Source organism: Duganella sp. GW821-FHT07F09 (assembly GCF_059418705.1).
Genome location: NZ_JBWKQJ010000002.1, coordinates 664,369 through 679,351, shown reverse-complemented (window position 1 = coordinate 679,351; position 14,983 = coordinate 664,369). Strand labels below are relative to the sequence as shown.

Annotated in this window: 16 protein-coding genes; 5 read left to right on the top strand and 11 right to left on the bottom strand. The window is 63.1% G+C overall.

From position 1 onward, the window contains the following. The first annotated feature begins 199 nt into the window (after nt 1–199). Nucleotides 200–982: a hypothetical protein gene (locus AC07P1_RS08185; RefSeq protein WP_494695295.1), complete on the top strand. Its 783-nt coding sequence runs from the start codon at nt 200–202 to the stop codon at nt 980–982. 10 nt (nt 983–992) lie between these two features. Here the strand turns inward: AC07P1_RS08185 and AC07P1_RS08180 are convergent, their stop codons facing one another. The 3 genes from AC07P1_RS08180 to AC07P1_RS08170 form a co-directional block, all read right to left on the bottom strand. After that, the gene (locus AC07P1_RS08180; RefSeq protein WP_315216142.1) at nt 993–1,568 is read right to left on the bottom strand and encodes a TMEM175 family protein; all 576 of its coding nucleotides are present in this window, start codon (nt 1,566–1,568) and stop codon (nt 993–995) included. A gap of 79 nt (nt 1,569–1,647) precedes the next feature. Beyond that, nucleotides 1,648–2,073 carry a type II toxin-antitoxin system VapC family toxin gene (locus AC07P1_RS08175; protein ID WP_494695294.1) on the bottom strand — a complete coding sequence of 142 codons (426 nt, stop codon included), beginning with the start codon at nt 2,071–2,073 and terminating at the stop codon, nt 1,648–1,650. After that, nucleotides 2,073–2,309: a type II toxin-antitoxin system Phd/YefM family antitoxin gene (locus tag AC07P1_RS08170; RefSeq protein WP_494695293.1), complete on the bottom strand. Its 237-nt coding sequence runs from the start codon at nt 2,307–2,309 to the stop codon at nt 2,073–2,075. The genes AC07P1_RS08175 and AC07P1_RS08170 overlap by 1 nt, the downstream gene beginning before the upstream one ends. Before the next feature lie 155 nt (nt 2,310–2,464). On the opposite strand from AC07P1_RS08170, the gene AC07P1_RS08165 reads away from it, so the two are divergent. Further along, nucleotides 2,465–2,743, top strand: coding sequence for a hypothetical protein (locus tag AC07P1_RS08165; RefSeq protein WP_494695292.1), 279 nt, complete (start codon nt 2,465–2,467; stop codon nt 2,741–2,743). A gap of 46 nt (nt 2,744–2,789) precedes the next feature. On the opposite strand, the gene AC07P1_RS08160 is transcribed toward AC07P1_RS08165, so the two are convergent. After that, the gene (locus tag AC07P1_RS08160) at nt 2,790–3,236 is read right to left on the bottom strand and encodes an SRPBCC family protein (protein WP_494695291.1); all 447 of its coding nucleotides are present in this window, start codon (nt 3,234–3,236) and stop codon (nt 2,790–2,792) included. Nucleotides 3,237–3,364: 128 nt separating this feature from the next. Further along, nucleotides 3,365–4,585: a GGDEF domain-containing protein gene (locus tag AC07P1_RS08155; RefSeq protein WP_494695290.1), complete on the bottom strand. Its 1,221-nt coding sequence runs from the start codon at nt 4,583–4,585 to the stop codon at nt 3,365–3,367. A gap of 145 nt (nt 4,586–4,730) precedes the next feature. Between AC07P1_RS08155 and AC07P1_RS08150 the strand changes: the two genes are divergently transcribed. Then, a complete protein-coding gene (locus tag AC07P1_RS08150) occupies nt 4,731–5,198 on the top strand; it encodes a heme-degrading domain-containing protein (protein WP_494695289.1) in 468 nt (155 codons plus the stop codon). Between the two features lie 3 nt (nt 5,199–5,201). Here AC07P1_RS08150 and AC07P1_RS08145 read toward each other — a convergent pair whose 3' ends face one another. From AC07P1_RS08145 to AC07P1_RS08135, 3 genes are all read right to left on the bottom strand, one after another. Beyond that, entirely contained in the window at nt 5,202–5,414 is a 213-nt protein-coding gene (locus AC07P1_RS08145; RefSeq protein WP_090324563.1) for a SlyX family protein, read from the bottom strand. Between the two features lie 52 nt (nt 5,415–5,466). Next, a complete protein-coding gene (locus AC07P1_RS08140) occupies nt 5,467–5,922 on the bottom strand; it encodes a cache domain-containing protein (protein WP_494695288.1) in 456 nt (151 codons plus the stop codon). Between the two features lie 88 nt (nt 5,923–6,010). Beyond that, nucleotides 6,011–8,083 carry a UvrD-helicase domain-containing protein gene (locus AC07P1_RS08135; protein ID WP_494695287.1) on the bottom strand — a complete coding sequence of 691 codons (2,073 nt, stop codon included), beginning with the start codon at nt 8,081–8,083 and terminating at the stop codon, nt 6,011–6,013. Between the two features lie 153 nt (nt 8,084–8,236). Here AC07P1_RS08135 and AC07P1_RS08130 point away from each other — a divergent pair, with 153 nt between their 5' ends. Then, nucleotides 8,237–8,719, top strand: coding sequence for an AtaL-like protein (locus AC07P1_RS08130; protein ID WP_494695286.1), 483 nt, complete (start codon nt 8,237–8,239; stop codon nt 8,717–8,719). Between the two features lies 1 nt (nt 8,720). Here the strand turns inward: AC07P1_RS08130 and AC07P1_RS08125 are convergent, their stop codons facing one another. Together AC07P1_RS08125 and AC07P1_RS08120 are read right to left on the bottom strand one after the other, a co-directional pair. After that, nucleotides 8,721–9,857 carry an HD-GYP domain-containing protein gene (locus tag AC07P1_RS08125; protein WP_494695285.1) on the bottom strand — a complete coding sequence of 379 codons (1,137 nt, stop codon included), beginning with the start codon at nt 9,855–9,857 and terminating at the stop codon, nt 8,721–8,723. Between the two features lie 91 nt (nt 9,858–9,948). Further along, nucleotides 9,949–11,391 (bottom strand): dihydrolipoyl dehydrogenase, encoded by a 1,443-nt coding sequence (locus AC07P1_RS08120; RefSeq protein WP_494695284.1) that lies wholly within the window; start codon nt 11,389–11,391, stop codon nt 9,949–9,951. A gap of 88 nt (nt 11,392–11,479) precedes the next feature. Between AC07P1_RS08120 and AC07P1_RS08115 the strand changes: the two genes are divergently transcribed. Next, nucleotides 11,480–12,373 carry an ArgP/LysG family DNA-binding transcriptional regulator gene (locus AC07P1_RS08115; RefSeq protein ID WP_494695283.1) on the top strand — a complete coding sequence of 298 codons (894 nt, stop codon included), beginning with the start codon at nt 11,480–11,482 and terminating at the stop codon, nt 12,371–12,373. A gap of 27 nt (nt 12,374–12,400) precedes the next feature. Here the strand turns inward: AC07P1_RS08115 and AC07P1_RS08110 are convergent, their stop codons facing one another. Then, on the bottom strand, nt 12,401–14,434 hold the full coding sequence (locus AC07P1_RS08110) for a primosomal protein N' (RefSeq protein ID WP_494695282.1): 2,034 nt from the start codon (nt 14,432–14,434) through the stop codon (nt 12,401–12,403). Nucleotides 14,435–14,983: the final 549 nt, after the last annotated feature.

Below are 14,983 nucleotides of genomic sequence, written 5' to 3'. Positions count from 1 at the left end.
TGCACTGCACTTGATTGGAAACCGGTACATTTTTCCGAAGAATGCTTTGTCGATATGCTCTTTACCTCGTGGACGGATGCCATCCGGCAATATCGACCGTAGAAAACGCAAGCCTCCATTTCCCTGTGCACAGCAAACAAATTGTTTGAATTGTTATTGGTTATATTAGTATTACGACATTCATTCAGGAGCCACTCCCATGCCGCGTACCCTGCTTGTCGCCGCCATGCTTGCCGCCGGGTCTTTCATCGTCTCCGGCGCCGCCGACGCCGCCGTGTCCGTGGCGGCATACAACAAGGTGGCGCCGCCGCCGGGCTTGTACCGCCTCGACCAGGACGGCACCATGCGCATGCCCGACGCCGATGCCAGCTTCCGGCAAAAGGAGGATGGCGCCACCGGCGACGTCAGCACCCGCACCAGCCAGGGCGGCCAAAGCCACGACCGGCAATTCAAGGGCAAGGGCCCGAACACTTTCTGCGTCAGGTCCAGCGCCGGCAAGCCGGTGGCGTTACCGCCGGAAATGGCGGCGGCGGCCTGCAAGAACATATCGGAAAGCGCCACCGACGACACCATCGTGCTTGAGTCGCAGTGCTCGATCGGCAAAATCAAGCTCACCATCCGCAAGCTGGGCAAGGACACCTGGGAGTACCTGCACGAAGGCGACGTCAAGGTGCATAACGGCGCGCCGGACATGAACGCCATGCGGCCGATGCTGGAGATCGCGGCGAAGAACGGCGCCACGCCGGAGGAGCGGGCGCAAGCCAAAAAGATGCTGGCGGATTTGCCGCGGCAGCAGGTGGAGATGCAGGGGCACTTGACCGAGGCCAAGGCCGCGCTGCTCGAAGAACAAGCCAACGCCAATTCGCCGGAAGAAGCCGCCGCCATCGCGCAGGCGCTGCAGGCGATGGAGCAAGGTGGTCCGCGCATGCAGACCAGCAGCCGCACGCTATGGACGCGTATCGGCAATAGCTGCGCGCAGTAAGCTTAGAACCTTAAGAGCGCATGGCCGCCTCGATGCGGCGGTCGGGCAGGAACCACAGTATCGCCACCAGCACGAGCAGCGTGAACGACGCCCACACCGCCACGAAGGCCAGCGGCACGGCGAGGAAATACAGCACCATCGACGCCATGCCCTTGCGGTCCTTGCCGATCGCCTTGGCCAGCACGCGGTCTTTCGGATTGCAGGAAATCAGCATGTGTTCAAGGATGAAGTACGCCACCGACGACAGGAACAGCGTGGCGGCATACAGCGCGACAGGCAACGGCGCGAAATGATTCTCGCCCATCCAGCCGGTGGCGAACGGGATCAGCGACAGCCAGAACATCAGGTGCAGATTGGCCCACAGCACGGTGCCGTTGACCACGGTCGAGGCGTGCAGCATGTGGTGGTGGTTGTTCCAGTAGATGCCGACGTAGACGAAACTAAGCACGTAGCTGAGGAACACCGGCACCAGCGGCTCCAGCGCCGCCAAGTCCGCGCCGTGCGGCACCTTCAATTCCAGCACCATGATCGTGATGATGATCGCGATGACGCCATCGCTGAATGCCTCAAGCCTGCCTTTGCCCATGTGATTCCCCGGTGTTTTTTTGTGGGCTGATTTTACAGGATGGCAGACGGCCTGGTGGCGTCCGGTCATCTCCCATCGGTTAGGTGCGCATGAGCTGGCATCGGAGGCCGAAATGCGACGCCGCCTTTGCCATGATGCGATCAAAGGTCCACAGTTCCGCATGGTATTCCTGGACTAAGGCCAAATGCAGTGCGTCGCCTGCGCGAACGCTTGTCTGCCATCCATCCAACATATGTGACGCCATACGATGGTCGTTGTCATCGACTGCAAGCCTAACCAACGCGGGTGCAACCACGTTCGCGAATACATCAACTGCCTTCTTGGCTGCACGCCTTGTTATTAGCTTGCGCCGAACCTGTATGCCCAATGCAGACAGTAACTCCACCTCCGTCCAGCTACTGTAGGCGAGGGTATCACCGGGACTGGTCATTAAGCGCTCGGCAAGCTGACTGCCTGATTCCGGGAGCAGGAAAGCGATCAAGACACTGGTATCGACATACCGCATCAGAAACGATCCGAGTCCCGCATTTTTCGAATGAATTCGGAGGCCGGCTCACCTCGGTAACGAATGCCGGCCCGGTGTTCAGCCAAGCTCGGAACTTGCTGGCGGGGAGGGTCACTTTTAACGATCTTGACGACCGCTTTTCCACGCTTCGTGATTGTCACGTGCTCACCACTTTCCGCCAACTCGATCAGCTTGCTAAGCTGCGCTTTAGCTTCAGCCAAAGAAAATGTGTACATAGAAACCTCATGACTATCTGGATAGTCATTTAATCATAGCACCGCGCGAAACCGACCGCACGGCCGGCTGTGGCGTTCGGAGCTGCGTCAATCGTGCGCTCTATGCCGGGCGTATATGACGGCGTAAAGTATTGATTGCTGCGGAGGAGACCATCATGAACAGCAATGAGCAGTCCCAGCAGGGCCAGCCTTACATCGCCGAGCAAATCACGCATCTGGAGACAGCGACCGACTATCGAGGCCAAGCCATGGGACTGCGCCACGAAATCTCGGCTGGCTTCGCCCGCATGGACATCCAGTTCGTTCGTGTGCACGAGCAATTAGCGAAGATTCGCACAACCGACTTCCGAATTCTGTTGAGCATCTGCCTGACCACTGCCCTTGGCACGGCGGCCTTGATCGTCAAGGTTTATGGTCTGCTGCCCTCTCCTTGACCGTCGATCATTGTGCCACCGAGTCCATTACCTCACCCATTAAAAATCACTGGCGGATTTCCGGCTCGACCAGTTGCGCCAGCAGCACCAGCGACTCCTGCCAGCCCAGATAACACGCCTCGGCCGGGATCACCGCCGGTATGCCTTCCTGCACCACCTTGATCTCCACGCCGCAGAACACTTCCCGCAAGGTCACGGTCGTCTGCATCTGGCCCGGCAGATTGGGATCGTCGAACTTGGCCGTGTAGCGCAGCAGCTCGTTCGGCACCAGTTCCAGGTATTCGCCGCCGAACGAGTGGCTGTCGCCGGTGGTGAAGTTGGTGAACGACATCCGGTAGGCGCCGCCGACCTCGGCATCCATTTGATACACCTTGGCGGTGAATCCAAACGGCGGCAGCCATTTGACCATGGCGTCCGGAGTCAGGAAGGCGCGGTACACCCGGTCCGGCGTGGACTTGAGGACGCGATGCAGTTGCACGGTATTGGTGGTCATAATCGATTCTCCTGAAAGAAATAGAGGACAGCCCTCAGATCATACGACGAACGACCAACGGCCGATTCGACATCGGCCCGCATATTTTTTCCCACTATCGCAGCGCTTCGGCGACGGCGTGGCGCGGGCTACCCGCTCAGGGTCACGGCCCGGCCCTGCGCCTTGGCCAGGTAAAGCCCGGCGTCGGCGCGGCGCAGCATGGCCTCGATGGTGTCCGCGTCCGACAGGCGCATGGCGATGCCGGCGCTGTAGGACAGCTCGAAATCGAGCGTCGGCAACACATGCTCGGCCAGCCAGTCGCGCAGTCGCCGGTCGTAGGCCCGGACGGCCGCGAGGTCGGCGCGATTGAGCAGCACGCAGAACTCCTCGCCGCCGTAGCGGCAGAAGACGTCGCCGGTGCGGCTGACCGCCCGCAGCGCCGCAGCGAAGCGTTGCAGCGCGCGGTCGCCGGCGGCGTGGCCGCGCGTGTCGTTCAGTTGCTTGAAGTGGTCGAGGTCGAGCATCAGCACACCCATCGGCTGCCGATAGCGCACGCTGATCGCCAGATCGACGCCAACCTGCGCCAGCCAGGCGCGGCGGTTGAGGGCGCCAGTCAGGCCGTCGACCGTGGCCAGGCGCTCCAGTTCGCGTGCGGCCTCGTCGCGGTGGGCCAGCAGAATGGCCGCCAGCGACAGCACCACCGTGATGTTGGCGACCAGCGCGAACACCAGGTTGACCACGTGCGGGGCGAAGAAATGCGGGAAGTCGACCGTGTAGAAGGCGCCCAGCGCGCCGCGCCAGGCCGTTACCACCATTTGCGCCAGCAGCGAGATCACCAGCAGCCAGCGCCAGCGTCCGACCGGCGCCTGCGGCCGGCGGCACAGCGCCATGACCACCATCGCCATCTGCAGGGTCAGCAAGCCGTTGGCCCAGCCGACGCGGAAGGCGTAGCTCGAAAAGCCGGCGCCGTAGCCCAGCGTCAGCAGCACGGCGATGATGGCCGGCGCGCGCGCGGTGGCCTGGCGGCCGCACCACAAGTCGAAGGCGACCGCGTTGAACGCCATGCCGCCGGCGATGCAGCCCATCGACAAGGTCGACAGCAAACGGTCCAGCCAGGCGCCCGGTTCGCACATGCTCGACAGCAGCAACAGCACCCAGCCGGTCGTTTGCAGGGCGACGCCGACCTGCGCGCGCCGCGCCGGCCGGTTGACGTGCCCCATGAAATACGGCAACGCGACCGCCATCGTCAACATGTTGAGCGTCATGGCGATGAGCAGGGTGGAGACGTCGATGTGCATGTAAAACCACGGGAGGGCGTGGCTGGATGCGACACGCGGGCCGATAGTATAACGCACAACCATCTGTTCCATCAGACAACTTTATGGGCATTGACACAACTAAATCCAGCTGATGCGTCTTCTTGCGGATGGGAACAAAAGGCCGAGCTCGGCTACACTGCGGTCTGCGCGTATCTACGACTTTTACCTACTACGCTTACCTACAAAAGGATTATCGATGGAAAATTTCCCGGAGTTGCTCGAGACATTGACGCAGCAGGAAAAGGAATTGCAATTCACCGTCTTCGGCAGCGATACCGCGCTGGCGCTGGGCTTGAAGGTGGTCGAGCTGGCCAAGGACAGGCAAAAGAGCGTGACGGTCAACATCACCGTCAACGGCCAGGTGCTGTTTCACCACGCAATGCAGGGCGCCTCGGCCGACCAGGCCGACTGGATACGCCGCAAGAACAATGTGGTGGCGCGCTTCGGCCGCTGCTCGTTCTTCATCGGCATCGACCACAAGCATCGGGGCGTGGCGTTCGACGAGATCAAGTATCTCGATCCGGCCGACTACGCGGCCCACGGCGGCGCGTTCCCGATCACGATCAGGAATGTCGGCATGATCGGCACGGTGACGGTGTCCGGCCTGCGCCAGGCGGAAGACCACGCTATCGCCGTCGAGGCGCTGCGCGCGGTGCTGGTTTAAAAGTTAATAGTGTGGCGGCGGCTCATGCGCGAGCGCGCCGCCGCTGTTGCCCTGCGCCTGGTCGCGCACGTGCTGGACCAGCGCGGCGCACATCTGCTCGAGCTTGTCGATCTGCTGTTGCTGCTCGTAGACGCGCTGGTTCAGCGACTCGACGATGTGTTCCTGGTGCGCCAGTTTGATTTCAATATCGATGAAGCGGTCTTCGGTGTTGCCCACGGCATGCTCCCTGCTGGAAAGCATGCATTCTAACCGCCATTCACGCCACTGCTTACTTTAAGTAGACGCCGCCGCACAGCACCATATCGTCTTCCGGCACGCAATACATGGTCTTGGGCTCGATCTTGCCGCTGGTGGGATTGGTGAACTTGTAATCCTGCCAGAACGGCTTTTTCTTCTTGGCCATCTCGACCCGCTCCTTGACGAAGAACTTGCCGTCGACGTCGCGGATTTCCATCAGGTTCTTGCCGATCATCTTGGGATTGGCGCCGTGCGCGCGCACCGTGCCGTCGAGGCCGTAGATCACGACATACAGGTCGCGGTCGACGAACTGGCCATCCTTCTTGCCGATCTCGGCGTAGGTTTTCTCGTTGCCGTTGGCCTTCCAGTACTTCAGGGCCTTGGCGACCATCGCCTCGGCCTCCGGCTTGGTGGCGAATTCCTCGGCCTGGGCGGCGGGCAGCAGCGCGCAGGAGAGCAGCAAAGCAGCGATAAGTCGGGTACGCAAGATGTCACCTCCAAAAGCATTTGGGACCAAAGTGGCCGGCAATCGATGCTAGCACATTGCCCAGGGACAACGCTCATTTATCGATGGTTTACGGCTTCACTTCCGGCTTGGGTGTGGTTAAAAGTTCCTTCATCCTTGCCAGCCTTTCCTTGGGAGTGATGATCTCGGACTCGACCGGCGCGGCCGTGCCGACGTCGAGCTCCATTTCTTTGATGAAACGCGACGGGTCGCAATGGACCTGTTCGCCGCCGCGCTTGCGTTTTTTGCACCACGTGATCTGCAAGGTGCGCTGGGCGCGCGTGATGCCCACGTACATCAGGCGCCGCTCCTCCTGCACGCGGGCGGCGATGGTCTCGGCCGGCGCGTCCGGGTCGCCCTTGTGCGGCAGGATGCCCTCCTCGACGCCCACCAGGAACACGTGCGGATACTCCAGCCCCTTGGACGCGTGCAAGGTGGACATGCGCACCGCGTCCGGGTCCTCGTCCTGGCCCTCGAGCATCGACATCAGCGCCACCATCTGGGTCAGTTCCAGCACGTTTTTCTCGTCGCCGTCGCGGTCCTTGCCGCCCCGCCCGCGCTCCTTGAGCCAGTTGGTGAATTCCAGCACGTTCTGCCACTTGCCCTGGGCCGCGCGCTCGTCGAACATGTCGTACAGGTAGGACTCGTAGTTGATCGCCTCCAGCAGGTCGTCGAGCACCTGGGCGGCGTTGTCGCCGCTGCCGCTCGGGCCGGGACGGCTGGCGCGCGACTCAAGGTTGTTGATGAAGTTGCAAAAGTCGCGCAGCGGTCCCAGCTGGCGATCGTTGAGCAGGGCTTCGATGCCGCCCTTGAACACGGCCTCGAACAGCGAACATTGCCACTGGCCCGAAAAGGTGCCCAAGGTTTCCATGGTCGACTGGCCGACCCCGCGCCGGGGCGTCGTCACGGCGCGGATGAAGGCCGGATCGTCGTCGGTGTTGGCCAGCAGGCGCAGGTAGCTGATGATGTCCTTGATCTCGGCCTTGTCGAAGAAGCTCTGGCCGCCGGAGATCGTGTACGGAATGCGTTCCTTGCGCAGGCTCTGCTCGATGATGCGCGCCTGGTGGTTGCCCCGGTACAGGATGGCGTAGTCGGACCACTTGTTCTTGCGCTGGAAATGGTCGGCCGAGATCATGATGGCCACCTGCTCGGCCTCCTGGTCGTCGTTGGCCATGCCGAGCACGTTGATCGGCTCGCCCAGGCCGTGCTCCGACCACAGCGACTTTTCGAACAGCTTGGGATTGTTGCCGATCACCGCGTTGGCCGCCTGCAGGATGCGGGTGGTCGAGCGGTAGTTCTGCTCCAGCTTGATCACCTGCAGGTCGGGGAAGTCGGTCTGCAAGGTCTTCAGGTTTTCCACCGACGCGCCGCGCCAGGCGTAGATGGCCTGGTCGTCGTCGCCCACGGCGGTGAACATCGGCTTCTTGCCGATACCGGTCACCATCAGCTTGACCAGCTCGTACTGGCAGGTGTTGGTGTCCTGGTATTCGTCCATCAGCAGGTAGCGCAGGCGGCGCTGCCACTTGTCGCGCACCGGCTCGTTGCTGCGGAACAGTTCCACCGGCAGCCGGATCAAATCGTCGAAATCGACCGCCTGGTAGGCCGACAGGGTCGCCACGTAGCTGGCGTAGATGCGCGCCGACTGCGCCTCGTCCTCGTCCTTGGCCTGCTGCAGCGCGATCATCGGGTCGACCAAGCCGTTTTTCCACAGCGAAATGTCGGTCTGGATGCGGCGCACCACCTGCTTGTCGGTGGTGATGGCCAGATCCTGGATCAGCGAGCCGCAATCGTCGCTGTCCATGATGGAAAAGCGGTCCTTGAGGCCGACGCCGTTGGCCTCCTGGCGCAGGATCTTGACGCCCAGCGAGTGGAAGGTCGACACCGTCAGCTGCTTGGCCTGCTTGGGCTGCTTGAGCAGCTTGGCGATACGCTCCTGCATCTCCAGCGCGGCCTTGTTGGTGAAGGTCAGCGCGGCGATGGTGCGCGGGTCGTAGCCCCGGTCCTCGATCAGGTGGGCGATCTTTTGCGTGATCACGCGCGTCTTGCCCGAGCCGGCGCCGGCCAGCACCAGGCACGGGCCGTCCAGATAGGTCACGGCTTCGCTTTGCGGGACGTTGAGGCCGAATTGTGGTGCTTTGGACATCGGGGGACGATCTGACGAGGAAATAGCCAGCCATTGTAGCAGCGCGATGCGCGCTCAGGGCGGCGGCCGGCGGGCCGGCGCGGGGCGTTTATGACATTTGCGTTACCATGTTGGCCTGGAGCGCAAACGCGCCCGCTTTTACACGGTTGAACTATGAAATTCGAACATTTAATTGAGATTAACGACCCGCTGAACCCTTTGATCGACACCCTGACCGTCGAACAACTGTGGGCCGGCCTGGTGCTGAGCGCCGAATCGCCGAAGTTGTTCGTGCCGCACCTGGACGATTGCGTCGTCGACGAGCGCACCGACAACGGTTTCCGCCGCCGCCGCCGCTTCGGCGAGCTGGTGGTGGAGGACCGCGTGGTGCTCGAACCGATGCGCCAGCTGCGCTACGAGGTGGCGCCGCAGCAGGACATCAGCCGCCAGAGCCTGACGGTGACCATCGAGACCCCGACCGCCGACACCTTGTACGTGCGCTTCCAGTACCAGGACGACCACGACGCCGCCACCGACGCCGCCAACGCCATGTACGACGAGTTCCGCAAATCGGCCTATCAGGAGTCCGACATCGACATGATCCGCGTGTTGCGCGACCTGGCCTCGCAGGGACGGCTCGGCGCCACGCTGAACTAATCTAAAGGGCCGCCGCGCGGCCCCACACCTGTTCCATGCGCAGCGGCGGCACGTTCAGCGCGGCCACCTGGGCATTGGTCAACACCTCGCGGATCGCGTGCGGCGGCATGCGCGTGTCGCGCTCGAGAAACACCTCCAGCGGCGCCCCGCGCGGCCCGAGCACCGATTCCACATGCGGCGTCGTCGATTGCAGTCCCCGCCGCGACACCACCGCCACCTCGCCGTTGATCAGCCGTACATAACTGCCGATGGGGTAAATACCCAGCTCGCGTATCAACAGCGACGCCAGGTTGGTGTGCAGGGTGGTCCGGGCTTCCAGCAGGATATCGCGCAGCGCCGCGTTGGCCGACATCGCCGGACGATAGCCGCGCTCCGACACGCGGGCACAATAGCGGTCGGCCAGGATCACCAGCTTGGCCAGCGGCGGAATCTGCGCCCCGGCCTTGCCGAACGGATAGCCGGTGCCGTCCTCGTTCTCATGGTGGTGCAGCACGCAGTCGACCCAGGCCGGGTCGGTGATGCCGACATCGGCCAGCAAGCGCGCACTGAGTGCGGGGTGGGCCAACACACGCGCGCGCTCGGCCGCGTCGAACACGGCGGCGCCGTCATGCCAGCGCTGCTGGTCCTCCAGCAAGCCCAGATTCATCGTCAGCGACGCCAGGGTCACGGTCATGATGTCCTCCGGCGGTCGCTCGCGGGCGCGGGCGAGCACCTGCGCGACGATGGCGGTGTCGACGCAGTGTCGCACCGGATACGGCGCCTGCCGCTGGTTGTGCAAGATGCTGGCGGTGGCGATATCGACATTCAGCGAGATCGCGTCGCCCACCAGGGTCGCGATCTCTTCGAGCTTTCGGCGCAGGCCGGGCGGCGCCGCGCGCCGGGCGATGGCCTGCTGCAGCCCCTGCAATTCCAGGCACGCCCCGGTCAACTTGCGCAGCACGGACTCCGGCCCGGTCGATTCCGGGCCCTGGTCGCTATAGTCTTCGAAATTGCCGCGTTCGATCAGATAGGCGATCTGATTGGCGCTGGCGATCATGTGTCCCTTGCGTACCAGCAGGGCGCCGGTGTCGCTGTACACATTCCACGGAATCAGCATCCCCAACTTCAAATCCGCCGCCGTGACCTTACGTATCTTCATCAAACCACTACCGGAACTATCGATTTAGCAGCATAAAGCTTCCGGATGGAAATGTGTGACTTTTTTTGTATCGTTGTGTGACAATCAAGGATCATGGCGCGGGGGTGCAATCGACGCAGGGATCGTCGTGCTTGGGCTCGTTCGCCAGCTGGTGCGCCAGGTCGCGCAAAGCGGTGCGCACGCCCTCCTCCACCACCGGATGGTAAAACGGCATGTCCAGCATGGCGCCCACGCTCAGCCCGGCCTGGGCGGCCCATGACAACAGATGGCCGATGTGCTCGGCGCGCGGACCGATCATCTCGGCGCCGAGGAAGCGGCCGCTGCGGAACTCACCGTAAACGCGCAGCATGCCCTTGTTCTGTAACATCACGCGGCTGCGGCCCTGGTTCTCGAACGACACCTTGCCCACCGCGAAGCGGCCCTTGTGCGAGGCGCACAATTCCTCGTGGCTGGCGCCGGCCGTGGCGATCTGCGGTTCGGTGAAGGCGATCGTCAGCGGCGTGCGGCGCAAGCCCGGCTTGACGTCCGGATAGCGCGCGGCGTTGTCGCCGGCGATGCGGCCCTGGTCGGCCGCCTCCGGCAGTTGCGGCCGTTCGTTGTCGGCGTCGCCGGCGATGAAGATCGGACTCTCCTGGCACTGCATCGTGTATTTGTCGTACAGCGGAATGCCGTGGTGGTCGCGTTTCAAGCCGGTGTGTTCCAGCTCCAGCTCGTGCACGTTCGGACGCCGCCCCACCGCGGAGAGCAGGTGGCTGAAGCGCTCGGTGCGCTGCTCGCCGTCCAGCTTGGTGCTGGTGACGACCAGTTGCTCGCCGTCGAGCTCAACCTTGGTCACTTTGGTTTCATAACGGATATCGAGCTCGACGCTCATGGCGCGGCGGGCCACCGCCAGCACGTCCGGATCGCTCAACTGGGCGATGCTTTCGGCGCGGGCGAAAATGGTCACGCGCACGCCCAGCCGGTGCAGCGCCTGCCCCAGCTCAAGGCCGATGATGCCGGTGCCGGCGATGGCGACCGATTCCGGCAGGTCGTCCCAATAAAACACGGCGTCGCTGTTGATGACGCGCGGACCGGCCGCCGCCCACTCCTCCGGCACGATGGGGGTCGAACCGGTGGCGATGACGAAGCGCTCGGCCTCGACCACGGTATGGTCGCCCACATGCAGCTTGTTTTCGCTGACAAAGCGGGCGTGGCCGTGCAGCTTGTCGGCGGCCGGATAACCGTCGACCGCTTCGACGACGAAGCCGACAAAGCGGTCGCGCTCGGCACGCACGCGTGCCATCACGGCCTTGCCGTCGATACGCACCGGCCCCGGGTGGACGCCGAAGGCCGGCGCCGCCTTCGCCGCGTGCGCCGCCTCGGCCGCCGCGATCAGCAGCTTGCTGGGCATGCAGCCGACCCGCGCGCAGGTGGTGCCGTAGGGGCCGCTCTCGATCAGCACGGCTTTCTTGCCGCCGGCCGTCGCGGCGCGGTAGGCCGTCATGCCGGCCGTGCCGGCGCCGATCACCGCAACTTCTGTTTTGATAGTCTTCATGGGCGGTTCCGATTGGTTTTCTAATTTTACTTTGGAGCAAAAGAGCATTAGTATTACTTATTGTATTTTAAATTTATAAGTAACACTTATGGCTCCACTAGACTATCGTGCGCTTGCCGTGCTGGACGCCGTCGCCAGCCACGGCAGCTTTGAAAAGGCCGCGACCGCGCTGGGCATCAGCCAGTCGGCGGTCTCGCAACGTATCAAGGCGCTGGAAGACGCCGCCGGCCGCCTGCTGATCGTGCGCGGCCAGCCGGCCGTGCCGACCGGGCTGGGCCAGCGCCTGGTCTCGCACCACCGCAGCGTCAAATTGATGGAAGCCGCGCTCGACATCGATCTCGGCAACAAGGTTAGCATGCCGGAGATTTCCCTGGCGGTGGACGCGGCCAGCCTGGCCACCTGGTTCCCGCTGAGCTTGCAACCGCTGCTGTCGCCGCCGCGTTGTCAACTCAACATCCAGCAGGCAACGCGCGACATGGCCCTGCATCTGGTGCGGGAGGGTAGCGTATTCGGCAGCATCGCCGCCGCCCAGCCGCACGGCGAGCACACGGCAAACGGTCCCGAGGTGACGCCGCTGGGCAAGCTGCGCTATATCTGCGTGGCCACGCCGGTGTTCGCCGGCCACTGGTTCGGCGACGGCTTCTCGATCGAGGCGGCGCGGCTGGCGCCGGCGGTGGTGTGCGACCGCGAGATGATGGCCGGCTTCCTGCGCGAGGCGCTCGACCTGGACGGCCCGTATCCGCACCACACGGTGCCGCTGTCGCCGGCCAGCGCCGAGTGCATCCACGGCGGCCTGGCCTACGGGCTGATGCCGCTGTCGCAGGCCACCCGGCCGCTGGCGGACGGCCGCCTGGTGGATCTGGCGCCGGGCAGGCACGTGGACGTGGCGCTGAACTGGCATGCGTGGAACCTGGATACGCCGTTCACACGCGCGCTCAGCGAGCAAATCATCGCCACCGCGCGGCGATTTTTGCTGCAGTAGCTGCTGCAACAGCGCGTGGGCGAAACCCTAGATATCGAGCGGATCGACTTCCAGCGACCATTTCACGCGGCTTTTCATTTCGCGCAGGGTCCACAACCATTCCTTTAAAAACGCCTGCAGCATCGGCCGCGACGCCGATTCGACCAGCAACTGCGCGCGGTCGACGTTGTGCACGCGGGTCATGCTCATCGGGATAGGATCGTTGATCGTGATGCCCGGATGCTCGACGCAATCGCGCGCGATGGTCAGGAATTCGATGGCGGTCGCCAGCTCCGGCGCCTCGGCCCGCAACAGCGCCTGGAACAGGTACGGCGGCAGCGCGGCCTGCTCGCGCTCCTCCAGCAGCGCCGACGCGAAGTGGTCGTAATCGTGGTGCACCACCGCGCCGTACAGCGGATGCTGTGGATAGCGGGTTTGGATCAGCACCTCGCTGATGCTGCCGCCCTCCGTCCGTCCGGCGCGTCCGGCCCGCCCCGCCACCTGCATCAGTTGCGCGAACAGCCGCTCGCTGGCGCGGTAGTCCTGCGAAAACAGCGCGGTGTCCGGATTGAGGATGCCGACCAGCGTGAGTTTCTTGAAGTCGTGGCCCTTGGCGACCATCTGGGTGCCGATCAGGATATCGACCTCGCCCCGGTGGACGGTGTCGAAGGCCTCCTGCGCGCTGCCCTTCTTGCGGGTGGAGTCGGCGTCGATGCGCAGCACCCGCGCCTCCGGGAACAGCGCCTGCAGGCCCTCCTCGACGCGCTGGGTGCCGCGTCCCAGCGGTTGCAGGTCGACGTTGCCGCAGGTCGGGCAGTGGCGCGGGATGCGCAGCTCCAGGCTGCAGTGGTGGCAGCGCAGCCGGTGCTCGGGACGGTGCAGCACCATGAACGAGGTGCAGCGCGTGCATTCGCTGATCCAGCCGCACGATTCGCAGCAGATCACCGGCGCGTAGCCGCGGCGGTTGAGGAACAACAGCGATTGCTCGCCGCGCTCCATGCGCTGCTTGATGGCGGCGATCAGGCCGGAGGTCAGGCCGTCCTTCGGCTTGTCGCGCTCCATGTCGATCAGCTTCACTTGCGGCAGCACCGCGTTCTTGACGGCCCGCTCGCGCAGTTCCAGCTTGCGGTAACGGCCCGACTGCGCGTGGTGCCAGCTCTCCAGCGACGGCGTGGCCGATCCGAGCACGATCGGAATCGCCAGCTGCCAGGCGCGCCACACGGCCAGGTCGCGCGCCGAATAGCGCAAGCCTTCCTGCTGCTTGTACGACGGGTCGTGCTCCTCGTCGATGACGATCAGCTTCAGGTTCGGCAGCGACGCCAGGATCGCCAGCCGGGTGCCGAGCACGATGCGCGCCCGGCCCTGGTGCGCGGCCAGCCAGTGCAGCATGCGCTCCCCTTCGGACAGGCTGCTGTGCAGGGTCGCCAGCATCACGCCGGGGAAGCGCGCGCGGATATTGCCTTCCAACTGGGGCGTCAGGTTAATCTCGGGCACCAGGATCAGGATCTGCGCGTCCACGTCGCGCGCCAGCACCTGCGCGCACGCCTGCAGATATACCTCGGTCTTGCCGCTGCCGGTCACGCCGTACAGCAACGTGGGCGTGAAACCCACGGCGCCGCCGATGGCGTCGGCCGCCTCCTGCTGCGAGGGATTGAGCACCGGCATGTTGAGCGGCGTGCCGTCGTGCGGGGCGTCGAGCTTGGCCAGCTTTTTCAGCGCCTTGTCCAGGGTCAGCGGGGTGGGCGCGCGCAGGTTCTTCGGCAAGCCAGGCAGGGCCACCTCGCCAAGCGGACGCTGATAGTAGTCGGCGGCGAAGCCGGCCAGCGCCAGCCATTGCGCCGACAGCGGCGCCAGCTGGCTGCGTATCGCCAGCGCGTCCTTCAATTTTCCGTCGGGTACATCGGTCTCGGCGGCGACGCCGACGATCAGCCCCATCACCTCGCGCGGGCCGAACGGGACGAACGCCAGCTGGCCGACTTGCGGCTGCTCCGCCGCATCGCAATACCAGCGGTAGTCGAAAATGGCATTCAGCGGCGTATCGAGCGCCACCTGAAGAATGCAATGGTGAAAGAGGCCCTGCATAGTTCCAATCACATGAAATTCGGTGCTGCGGAAGTATCCACAGTTTTTGTGGATAACTTTGTGGACAAGAGAATCTTAATCTCCGGAAACCAATCACTTAACAGTTGGAAGCCGCACGAACCGGGCAAATATTCGAATTTATTTTCTTTTAAAATCAAACACTTGGAAAAACCTTCCTAGGAGGCCGGGAAAACCGTTTTTTTCTCCGCAGCTGTGCATAAGTGAAGTATTTCGGTTTAATTTTTAACGATTTCGAACACTTTCCGGGGCTTTTTAATGGCTACCGGAAAGTACAACGTTCGGCCGATAACGACGAATTTTATACAGGCCCGGTCCAAACGGTTTGCGCGCTCATAACTTAGTTATCAAGCCTGCCATTTTGCCTAAAAATCGTGCAGCGCAACATAAACCTCATGCAAAACAACAACATTATGGCTAAGTCACGGTTTACTAAGTACTTTTATTTTTTATCCACAGTTTTTGTGGATAACTTTGTGGACAATGAAGAAATAAAGCTGCGGAAGCCCGACTTATGGGTTTACAACCAGT

Coding starts and splice junctions, on each gene's coding strand:
- AC07P1_RS08110 (WP_494695282.1), bottom strand. CDS start 14,434: ATGCAGGGCCTCTTTCACCATTGCATTCTTCAGGTGGCGCTCGATACG.
- AC07P1_RS08165 (WP_494695292.1), top strand. CDS start 2,465: ATGAACAGCAATGAGCAGTCCCAGCAGGGCCAGCCTTACATCGCCGAG.
- AC07P1_RS08175 (WP_494695294.1), bottom strand. CDS start 2,073: ATGCGGTATGTCGATACCAGTGTCTTGATCGCTTTCCTGCTCCCGGAA.
- AC07P1_RS08185 (WP_494695295.1), top strand. CDS start 200: ATGCCGCGTACCCTGCTTGTCGCCGCCATGCTTGCCGCCGGGTCTTTC.
- AC07P1_RS08180 (WP_315216142.1), bottom strand. CDS start 1,568: ATGGGCAAAGGCAGGCTTGAGGCATTCAGCGATGGCGTCATCGCGATC.
- AC07P1_RS08130 (WP_494695286.1), top strand. CDS start 8,237: ATGAAATTCGAACATTTAATTGAGATTAACGACCCGCTGAACCCTTTG.
- AC07P1_RS08120 (WP_494695284.1), bottom strand. CDS start 11,391: ATGAAGACTATCAAAACAGAAGTTGCGGTGATCGGCGCCGGCACGGCC.
- AC07P1_RS08125 (WP_494695285.1), bottom strand. CDS start 9,857: ATGAAGATACGTAAGGTCACGGCGGCGGATTTGAAGTTGGGGATGCTG.
- AC07P1_RS08160 (WP_494695291.1), bottom strand. CDS start 3,236: ATGACCACCAATACCGTGCAACTGCATCGCGTCCTCAAGTCCACGCCG.
- AC07P1_RS08135 (WP_494695287.1), bottom strand. CDS start 8,083: ATGTCCAAAGCACCACAATTCGGCCTCAACGTCCCGCAAAGCGAAGCC.
- AC07P1_RS08115 (WP_494695283.1), top strand. CDS start 11,480: ATGGCTCCACTAGACTATCGTGCGCTTGCCGTGCTGGACGCCGTCGCC.
- AC07P1_RS08150 (WP_494695289.1), top strand. CDS start 4,731: ATGGAAAATTTCCCGGAGTTGCTCGAGACATTGACGCAGCAGGAAAAG.
- AC07P1_RS08170 (WP_494695293.1), bottom strand. CDS start 2,309: ATGTACACATTTTCTTTGGCTGAAGCTAAAGCGCAGCTTAGCAAGCTG.
- AC07P1_RS08155 (WP_494695290.1), bottom strand. CDS start 4,585: ATGGAACAGATGGTTGTGCGTTATACTATCGGCCCGCGTGTCGCATCC.